Origin of the sequence: Nocardiopsis sp. NPDC006198, from assembly GCF_040613895.1 — a bacterium.
GTDB classification, from domain to species: domain Bacteria; phylum Actinomycetota; class Actinomycetes; order Streptosporangiales; family Streptosporangiaceae; genus Nocardiopsis; species Nocardiopsis tropica.
The window spans coordinates 84,242-91,593 of the sequence record NZ_JBEXSY010000026.1; the positions used below are offsets into that span (position 1 = coordinate 84,242).

7 protein-coding genes are annotated in these 7,352 nt (G+C 73.2%); 1 reads left to right on the forward strand and 6 read right to left on the reverse strand.

What is annotated here, in order from left to right; genetic code table 11:
- Window positions 1-40 precede the first annotated feature (40 nt).
- The 6 genes from ABZ234_RS19235 to ABZ234_RS19260 all read right to left on the reverse strand — a co-directional run bounded on the left by ABZ234_RS19235 (window position 41) and on the right by ABZ234_RS19260 (window position 6,235).
- Window positions 41-937, reverse strand: coding sequence for an alpha/beta hydrolase (locus tag ABZ234_RS19235; protein WP_355012981.1), 897 nt, complete (start codon window positions 935-937; stop codon window positions 41-43).
- A 122-nt stretch (window positions 938-1,059) separates the two neighbouring features.
- A complete protein-coding gene (locus tag ABZ234_RS19240) occupies window positions 1,060-1,410 on the reverse strand; it encodes a DUF4873 domain-containing protein (protein WP_267946219.1) in 351 nt (116 codons plus the stop codon).
- Window positions 1,394-2,980, reverse strand: coding sequence for an NAD(P)/FAD-dependent oxidoreductase (locus ABZ234_RS19245; protein ID WP_355012982.1), 1,587 nt, complete (start codon window positions 2,978-2,980; stop codon window positions 1,394-1,396). Before ABZ234_RS19245 ends, ABZ234_RS19240 begins: the two co-directional genes overlap by 17 nt.
- 334 nt (window positions 2,981-3,314) lie before the next feature.
- Window positions 3,315-4,226 (reverse strand): diiron oxygenase, encoded by a 912-nt coding sequence (locus tag ABZ234_RS19250; protein WP_355012983.1) that lies wholly within the window; start codon window positions 4,224-4,226, stop codon window positions 3,315-3,317.
- 11 nt (window positions 4,227-4,237) lie between these two features.
- Window positions 4,238-5,089 carry an SDR family NAD(P)-dependent oxidoreductase gene (locus ABZ234_RS19255; RefSeq protein WP_267946216.1) on the reverse strand — a complete coding sequence of 284 codons (852 nt, stop codon included), beginning with the start codon at window positions 5,087-5,089 and terminating at the stop codon, window positions 4,238-4,240.
- Between the two features lie 234 nt (window positions 5,090-5,323).
- The gene (locus tag ABZ234_RS19260) at window positions 5,324-6,235 is read right to left on the reverse strand and encodes a diiron oxygenase (RefSeq protein WP_355012984.1); all 912 of its coding nucleotides are present in this window, start codon (window positions 6,233-6,235) and stop codon (window positions 5,324-5,326) included.
- Window positions 6,236-6,422: 187 nt separating this feature from the next.
- Here ABZ234_RS19260 and ABZ234_RS19265 point away from each other — a divergent pair, with 187 nt between their 5' ends.
- Window positions 6,423-7,208, forward strand: a complete 786-nt coding sequence (locus ABZ234_RS19265) for a MerR family transcriptional regulator (protein WP_267946214.1) — start codon at window positions 6,423-6,425, stop codon at window positions 7,206-7,208.
- Window positions 7,209-7,352: the final 144 nt, after the last annotated feature.

Below are 7,352 nucleotides of genomic sequence, written 5' to 3' on the forward strand. Positions count from 1 at the left end.
CGTGCAGAGGGGATCGGGCCCGGTCCCGGGGCGCCGTGCCTCAGGCGGCGAGCTCCGCCCGCAGGTGGTCGACGGCGAGCTTCTCCAGCAGGTCGGACAGGACGCGCGGGTTCTCCAGCGGGCCCATGTGGCCGGTGCCGGGGACCTCCCGCACCTCCTCGCAGTTCGGGAGCAGCCCGGCGATGTGGTGCGCGTGCCACGGAGGGGTCAGCTTGTCCTGCGTGCCCACCACCACGACGGTGGGCGCCGAGATCCGCCGCGCCGTGTCGTCCAGCTCCAGCCCGCTCATCACCCCGCCCCACCGGCCGCGCGGCACGCCGCCGCACGCGTGCACCAGCCTCGCGCACAGCCTCACCATGCGCGGGTCCGCCTCCTTGCCCATCACCAGGAACTTCAGCGCCCGCGCGCTCACCGCGTTGGCCGGGCCCAGGGGGAGCGGAGCCTGGAGGAACGCCCTCGCGCCCAGCGCGCCCAGCGGGCCGGGCAGCGGGATGGCGGTGGAGCGCTTCGGCAGCTGGGTGCACCCGGTGTTGGTGAGCAGCACGGCCCCCGCCCTGTCCCGGAACACCCTGCGGTCCCCGGCGGCCATGATCGTCATCCCGCCCATGCTGTGCCCGGCGACCACGGCCCGGCGCCCCTCGGGGACGGTCGCCTCCAGCACGGCGCACAGGTCGTCGGCCAGTTTGTCCGTGCTGTACCCGGCCCGGGTCAGGGGCGTCTGCGAGCGGCCGTGTCCGCGCTGGTCGTAGAGCACCACGCGCAGGTTCGGGTCCAGCTCGCGCACCACCGGCCCCCACGAGGCCAGCGACGTCGCCCAGCAGTGGGCGAGGACCAGGGTCGGCCCGTCCTCGGGGCCGCGGACCTCGGCGTGCAGCAGCGTGCCGTCGGCGGAGCGGACCTGGAGTTCGCGGGCGCGGCCCACGTGTCGGATGGCCATCGGGGTTGCCTCTCGCTCTGGGGGTGCTCAGGGGTGCCGCCCCGGGGCGGGGACGGGACGGCGGTCGCGCCGCGGGGGTGTCCCCCCGGGTCGGCGCGTGGCCCGGGGGGACGTTCGGGGGGTCAGGCGTCGAGCTCGTCGACGTCGATCCGGGGGACCGCGAAGGGAGGGGAGCCCGCCCCGTTGACCGGGTGGCCTCCCCACAGGTTGGGTTCGCCCAGGGCGCCGGTGCCCTCGAACCCGTCCGGCGTGCGGACCACGACGGTGCGCGCGCCCTCCCGGAAGGCCGAGGTCACCTCGGGGCTCGCGGACAGGCGGCCCCGCCACCGGTAGTCGCCGGTCAGGGGCGAGAAGTTGCCCGCGAGGTGGGCGTCCACCTCGACGGCGGCGCCGTCCTCCCCGTCGGACGGACCGGGCAGCACGACCGTGACCGTGCCCCGGTACTCCTCCTCGTCATCACCGAACCCGCTCATCGGCCCTCCTTCTCCCTCTCCTTCTCGTTCCGCCGACCGCCGGCCCCCGGGCCGCGACGGCGGGGCGGCGGGCGCCGCGCGTGCGAGCGCGGTCCACCCGCAGGTCGTAGTTGTGCGGGTCGAACCAGCGGGTGCGCAGCGCGAAGTCCCACGTGAAGGTGGGCCACAGAGTCGTGTTGCGCCCCTCCTCGTTCAGGTACCAGCTGTCGCAGCCGCCGGACACCCACACGGTGCCCTCCATGGACTCGTCCACCATGTCGTTGTAGGCCCTCTCCGCCTCCGGGCGCGCGTCCAACCGGTCGAGCCCGTGCCTGCAGAGGTACTTGAGCGCCTCCATCGTGTACCGGATCTGCGCCTCGATCATGAACACCTGGGAGGTGTGCCCCAGCCCGGTGTTCGGCCCGGCCAGCACGAAGGCGTTGGGGAAGCCGGCGACCGTGGTGCCCCGGAACGCCCGCACGTCGGAGCCCCAGTGCTCGGCCAGGGAGCGGCCCTCCGCGTCGAGGATGCGCTGGGCGATCGGCGGGTCGGTGACGTGGAAGCCGGTGCCGAGGACGACGGTGTCGACCTCGTGCTCGGTCTCGCGGCCCGACGCGTCCCGGGTGACGACCGCGTGGGGGCGGATCTCCGTGATGCCGTCGGTCACCACGTCGACGTTGGGCCTGGCCAGCGCCGGGTAGTAGTCGTTGGACATCAGGATGCGCTTGCAGCCCGCCCGGAAGTCCGGGGTGAGCTTGGCCCGCAGCGCGGGGTCCTTGACGCTGCGGGCGATGTTGGCCCTGCCGAGCCGCTCCACGACGGTGAGCAGTCTCGGGTTCTTGGCGAAGCCGAGGATGTAGGTCTCCCGACCCCAGTAGATGCTCTTGCGCGCGATCTGCTGGGTGACCGGGAAGGTCCGGTACAGCCAGCTCTCGACCCTGGTGATGTCGCGGTCGTGGCGGAACATCACCCACGGGGCGGTCCGCTGGAACAGCGTCAGGGCGCCGACCTCCGGCTGGATCCGGGGGACGAACTGGATGGCCGACGCCCCGGTGCCGATCACCGCGACCCTCCGGCCGGCGAGGTCGTGGCCGTGGTCCCACTCCGCGGAGTGGAACAGCTTGCCCTCGAACGAGTCCAGGCCCTTGATGTCGGGGTAGGACGGGTCGGCGAGGGGGCCGGCCCCGCTCACCAGGAACTGGGCGGTCACCGTGCCGCCGTCGGTCGTGATCCGCCAGCGGTTGCCGTCGGGCTCCCACCGCGCGGAGCGCACGTCGCTGCCGTAGCGCACGTGCCGGTCCACGCCGTACTCCCCGGCCACCCGCTTCATGTACTCCCAGATCTCGGACTGGGGGGAGAACGTGCGGCTCCAGTGCGGGTTGGGCGCGAACGAGAACGAGTACAGGTGGGAGGGGACGTCGCAGGCGGCGCCCGGGTAGTCGTTGTCGCGCCAGGTGCCGCCGACGTCGTCGGCGCGCTCCAGGACCACGAAGTCGTCCAGACCGGCCTGCTTGAGCCGGACGGCCATGCCGAGGCCGGCGAATCCCGACCCGATGACGGCCACCCGGAAGTGCGGGGGTGCTTCGGTCACGTTCTGTCCCTTCGTGCGAACCGGCCCGGGGTGGTGCCTCCCGAGGCGGGGGTGTGGCCCCCGGGGACGTGGCGCGTACGCCCCCGGGGGAGTCGCCGCCCGGAGGCGAGGCGCGTTCGCCTCCGGGAGGTGCGGCTCCCGGGGGCGTGGCGCGTTGCGCCCCCGGGAGGTCGGGGCCGCCGCCGGAAGACGTGGCGCGTCTCGTCTTCCGACGGCGGGTCTGTGGGGCCGGGGACCGGCCGCGGTGCGCGGCGGTCCGACGGCGGCGGGGAGGGGTCCCGCGGAGGGACGCCCCCCGGGGAGCGGGCCGTGCGGGCGGTCCCGCGGGGGCGCGTCAGCCGAGGAGCCCGGCCTTGCGCCAGAAGTACCGCCCCAGTCCGGTGATGGCCCCGGCGGTGCCCAGGGTGCCGACCACCTTGCGCGCGGCCCAGGTCTTGGTGCCGATCCAGTGCGGGTTCTTCCGGGCGACCTCGTAGGCCTCCTTCGGGTCGAGCCCCACCTGCGCGTACACCTTGGGGTTGATCAGCCGGGTGGCGGAGTAGTAGGTCACCAGTCCGAGGACGATGCGGCTGTAGGCCCGGTTGAGGGGGCCGCGGGTGACCCAGTCGCGCTGGAACTCCTCGCGGGCGTAGCGCATGTGCCGCGCCTCCTCCACCACGTGGATGCGGGCGACCGAGCGCACCAGGGGGAGGATCTGCTCGTCCGGCACGGCCTCGCGCTGGAGCTGGTCGAGCACCTCCTCGACGAACAGCGCCCCCGCGAAGATCAGCGGGCCGTGCGCGATGGCCTTGAAGACGCGGCCCAGGTGGTAGGTGACCGGGTCCAGCCGGTGCGCCTCCCAGCCGAGCTTCTGCACCATCTTGGCGAACATGACGGTGTGGCGGCACTCGTCGGCGATCTCGGTGTAGGCGTACTGGACGTGGTTGGTGGTGGGGTCGTTGTGGTAGGCGTGGCGGACGAGCATCTGCATCAGGATCGTCTCGAACCAGATGCCGATGGTCGCGACGCTGGCGACCTCCAGTCGGGAGAGCTCCTTGCGCTCGGTGTCGGAGAGCCGGTCCCACAGGTACGTCCCGTAGAGGGAGATCCGCTCGGGGCGGATGGCCCACATGCCGGGGTCGACGGGGGCGTCCCAGTCGATCTCGACGAGCGGGTCGAAGGAGGCCTTCGCCGATCCGCGCAGCAGGCGCTTGGCGATGTCCTCCCGGTCGGTGAGCCGGGGCCCGGCCGTGGTCTCCGCAGTCATCTGGTCCCTCCTCAGGACGCGTTCTGGGTGGCGGGGCCGCCGTGGCGTGCGTGGAGGCCCCGGGCGATCTCCGCCCCGTCGAAGGCGCCGTCCGCGAGCAGCAGGCCGAGCTGGAGCGAGACGATCTGCTCGGTGGCGCCGGGGAAGTGCCTGGTCAGGTGCAGGGCAGCGGTGCCCAGGGCGGTGGAGGCCACGTCGCGCGGTGCGCGCCGGGCGGCGGCGGCCCGGACGACGGCCATCACCGTGTCCCGTGTCCGCTCGGCGGGGACGAGGCCGTCCAGGGAGGCGCCGGTGGCCCGGGAGCTGTCGTGGATGGGGGTGTCGACGTAGCCGGGGAACACGGTCGTCACGCCGACGTGGGTCCCGTACTCGGCGCGGAGGCAGTCGGCGTAGGCGGCGACCGCGCGCTTGGAGACCGTGTAGGCGCCCGCCAGCGGGAGCTGGAGGTTGGCCAGCAGCGACGACGTGACGACGATCCGCCCCCTGCTCTCGAGCAGGGAGGGCATCGCGGCCGCGGTCACCCGCCAGGTGCCCAGGAGGTTGACCTCCAGCGCCTGGTGGGCGGGGGAGCCGGGGGCGTGGCCGATGTCCACGGAGGGGCCGACGCCCGCGTAGTGGACGAGCAGGTCCAGGCGTCCGCCGAGCTGTTCGACGGCCTCCGCGACGCCGTCCCGCACCTGCCCGTCGTCGGTGACGTCGCAGCCGATGACGCCGGGGGAGGGCTTGCGGTCGATGCCGACGACGTTCACGCCGAGGTGGCGGAGGACGGCCACGGTGGCGCTGCCGAAGGCTCCCGAGGCGCCGGTGACGACGGCGTTCCGGCCGGGCAGCCGGCGCAGGTGGCGCGGCGAGGGGGGCGTCATGTGATCTCCTCCACAGTCATTGCGGGAACGTTACAACGAGCATTGTCACAATGCAATGGGTTGAGATGGGAAATTTACTCGCGAGTAGGTTCGGTGTCCGCCGGTGTCCGCCGGTGCCCGCGGCTCCGAGTCCGCGGGCGCCGGCCGGGCGCCGCTCCCGGCCGCGGCGGTGCGGGGGCGCCGGGGACGGGAGGGGCGGAGGGGGAAGGGCAGAGGGGGAGGGGGCGGGCGCCGTCAGCGCCCGAGCAGCCCCGCCCTGCGCCAGAAGTACGCGCCGGGGCCGGAGATCGCCCCGGCGGAGCCGAGCGTCCGCACGGCCTTGCGCGACAGACGGGTCTTGCTGTCGATGAAGCGGGGGTTGCGCCGGGCCGCCCGCGCGGCCTCCCGGGGATCGAGGCCGAGCTGCGCGTAGACCTTCCTGTGCACCAGCCGGGTGGCGGAGTAGTAGGTCACCAGTCCGAGGACGATGCGGCTGTAGGCCCGGTCGAGGGGGCCGCGGGCGGCCCAGTCCCGGTGGAACTCCTCGCGGGCGTAGCGGATGTGCCTGGCCTCCTCGATCACGTGGATGCGGGAGGTGGCGCGGACCACGGGTTCGATCTCCTCGTCGCCGATCATCTCCCGCTGGAGCTGGTCGAGGATCTCCTCGACGAACAGCGCGCCGCCGAAGATCAGCGGGCCGTGGGCGAGGGCCTTGAAGACCCGGCCGAGGAAGTGCGCGGCGGGGTCGAGCCGGTGGGCGCGGGACCCCAGCTTCCCGATCGCCCTGGCGAACATGACGGTGTGGCGGCACTCGTCGGCGATCTCGGTGTAGGCGTACTGGACGTGGTTGGTGGTGGGGTCGTTGTGGTAGGCGTGGCGGACGAGCATCTGCATCAGGATCGTCTCGAACCAGATGCCGGTGGCCATGGTGCTGGCCATCTCCAGGCGGCTGAGCCTGCGCCGCTCGGCGTCGGTCAGCCGGTCCCACAGGTGGGTGCCGTAGAGGGAGACCCGTTCGGGCCGCATCCCCCAGAGGTCCTCGACGGGGGCGTCCCAGTCGATCTCGACGAGCGGATCGAAGGAGGCCTTCGCCGATCCGCGCAGCAGGCGCCTGGCGATGTCCTCCCGGTCGGTGAGCCGGGGTGTCTTCGCGGTGTGTCCGGACACGTGGTCCCTCCTCGAAGGAGCGCGGGGCGGGCCCCGCAGGGGGCGGCGGGGGCGTCGCGACGGGCGGGCGTGTGACGCCCCTCACTCCTGTTTCGGAAACGTTACAATGCTCGTTGTCATGGTGCAATGGCCCGGAGGCGCGGATTTACTGACGGGTAACCTTCGGGAAGGTCTCTAGGCTGGACCCATGGCCGAATACCGCATTGACGAACTCGCCCGGCTTGCCGACACGACCGTCCGCAACGTCCGGGTGTACCAGGACCGAGGTCTGCTCGCTCCTCCCCGCAGGGAGGGCCGCGTGGGCATCTACTCCGAGGCCCACCTGGCACGCCTGCGGCTCATCGGCCAGCTGCTGCGGCGGGGATACACGTTCGCCAACATCGGTGAGATGTTCCGGGTCTGGGAGCGCGGCGGCGACCTCTCCGACATCCTCGGCTTCGAGTCGGCCATAGGGGACGCCTGGAGCGACGAGATAGCCGACTACGTCACGCTCGGGGAACTCCGGGACCTCTTCGGCAAGGGCGTGACGCCCAAGACCATAAAGCGCGCCCTCGACCTGCGTGTCCTCGAACGCGACGGCCTGCGCTTCAGGGTCCCCAGCCCCCGGCTGCTGCACGCGGGCGTCGAGCTCGTCAAGCTCGGCATGAGCGTGGGCTCGGTCCTGGACATAGCCGAGAACCTGCGCGACAAGGTCGGCGGCGTCGCCGAGCACATGGTCCGCCTGGTCTCCGAGCACATCATCGCCGAACACGCCCCCGGCACGGTCGTCCGCAGCGAGGAGACCGCCGAGATGGCCGAACTCATCCGGCGCGTGCGCCCGCTCGCGCAGCAGGCCGTGGACGCGGTCCTCGCCCAGGCGATGGCGGAGAACCTCACCACCGTCATGGGCGAGCACTTCGCCCTGGCGATGGAGCACCTGGAGCGGGAGCAGGGGGGCCATCCGCGGGCGGAGGGCCTGACGGGCCCCTCCTGACGGTCCGCTCCCAGGCAGCCCGTGCCCCCGCACCCTTCCCGGCCCCCCCCGACGCACCTCCGATCCCCCGCCCCCGACGCACCCCCCGGCCCCGGGCAGGGCGCCCCCCACGCCGCCGGCGGCCCGGCGTCCGCGCCGGCCGGT

Bases quoted from the DNA above. Each gene is read 5' to 3' on its own strand.
- ABZ234_RS19235 (WP_355012981.1), bottom strand. From the start codon at position 937: ATGGCCATCCGACACGTGGGCCGCGCCCGCGAACTCCAGGTCCGCTCC.
- ABZ234_RS19240 (WP_267946219.1), bottom strand. From the start codon at position 1,410: ATGAGCGGGTTCGGTGATGACGAGGAGGAGTACCGGGGCACGGTCACG.
- ABZ234_RS19250 (WP_355012983.1), bottom strand. From the start codon at position 4,226: ATGACTGCGGAGACCACGGCCGGGCCCCGGCTCACCGACCGGGAGGAC.
- ABZ234_RS19255 (WP_267946216.1), bottom strand. From the start codon at position 5,089: ATGACGCCCCCCTCGCCGCGCCACCTGCGCCGGCTGCCCGGCCGGAAC.
- ABZ234_RS19265 (WP_267946214.1), top strand. From the start codon at position 6,423: ATGGCCGAATACCGCATTGACGAACTCGCCCGGCTTGCCGACACGACC.